This is a genomic window from Oleiphilus sp. HI0132, assembly GCF_001635845.1.
In genome coordinates, this window is the sequence record NZ_LWGJ01001860.1 from 1 (window position 1) to 935 (window position 935).

Here is a 935-nt window from a genome sequence, read left to right on the forward strand (position 1 = left end):
AAGCGCTAGACAGCGTTAAAATACTTAACCTTCCTAAGCTCATCCCAGGTATCTCTATGCAATCCGATTTTTGGTTCAATTGTTGGAAAAACAACACCATCGGCTTTCATGAAAGTGAAGCAAACCCTAACTTGGTAAAACACCTCGACTTGCTCAAGCTCGCCCCCGGTAAACGAATACTTTTACCTTTATGTGGGAAAACTCTCGATATTCCTTGGCTAGCCTCTAAGGGATTTCAGGTTGTTGGCATCGAGTTAAGCGAGTTGGCCATACAACAACTTTTCGATGAAATGGGCGTTCGGCCAGAAGTGAGCACCCAGGGGCAAATTAAACGCTATCATGCTGAGAATGTAGACATACTAGTCGGTGATTTCTTCAGTGTCGATAAAGAAACGCTTGGCCAGGTTGACGCTGTGTTTGACCGTGGCAGTTTAGTTGCTTTGCCTGTAGAGATGCGCAAGCAATATGCCTCACACCTCAACACTCTGGTTGCTCGAACGCCTCAGCTAGTGGTTTGCTATCAGTATGATCAGAGTCTAATGAGTGGTCCGCCTTTTTCAGTTAGCGAAGAAGAATTGCGACAACACTACGCACAGCATTACAACTTACGGCCCCTTGATAGCACGAAGGTTTCAGACAAGTTTTCAGCAGCCTTTCCTATCACTGAATATGTCTGGCTACTTGAGCGCGAGAATTAAACCCTCGGCCCTTTTATTCTTGTTAGCAAGCCTACTCACTAGAAAGAGAAGACCATGAAAGAAGACCAAGCTCGCTGGAATAAGCGCTTTAGCGAGCGCCCGATGGTTCAAGCGAAAGCACCCGCTTTTATCGAGGAGGCTTTAGACCAGCTCCTACCCGGCAGTGTGCTTGATATTGCCAGTGGCGACGGTGCAGCAGCCTTATTCCTAGCCGCGAAAGGCTTTACTGTATCGGCT

At 47.2% G+C, this 935-nt stretch carries 2 protein-coding genes; both read left to right on the top strand.

The features are described from left to right. On the top strand, window positions 1–698 hold a 698-nt coding region (gene tmpT / locus A3766_RS28120), incomplete at its 5' end, for a thiopurine S-methyltransferase (RefSeq protein WP_231883023.1). 54 nt (window positions 699–752) lie between these two features. Further along, window positions 753–935, top strand: a 183-nt coding sequence (locus A3766_RS28125) for a hypothetical protein (protein ID WP_197479816.1), incomplete at its 3' end; no start/stop codon positions are given.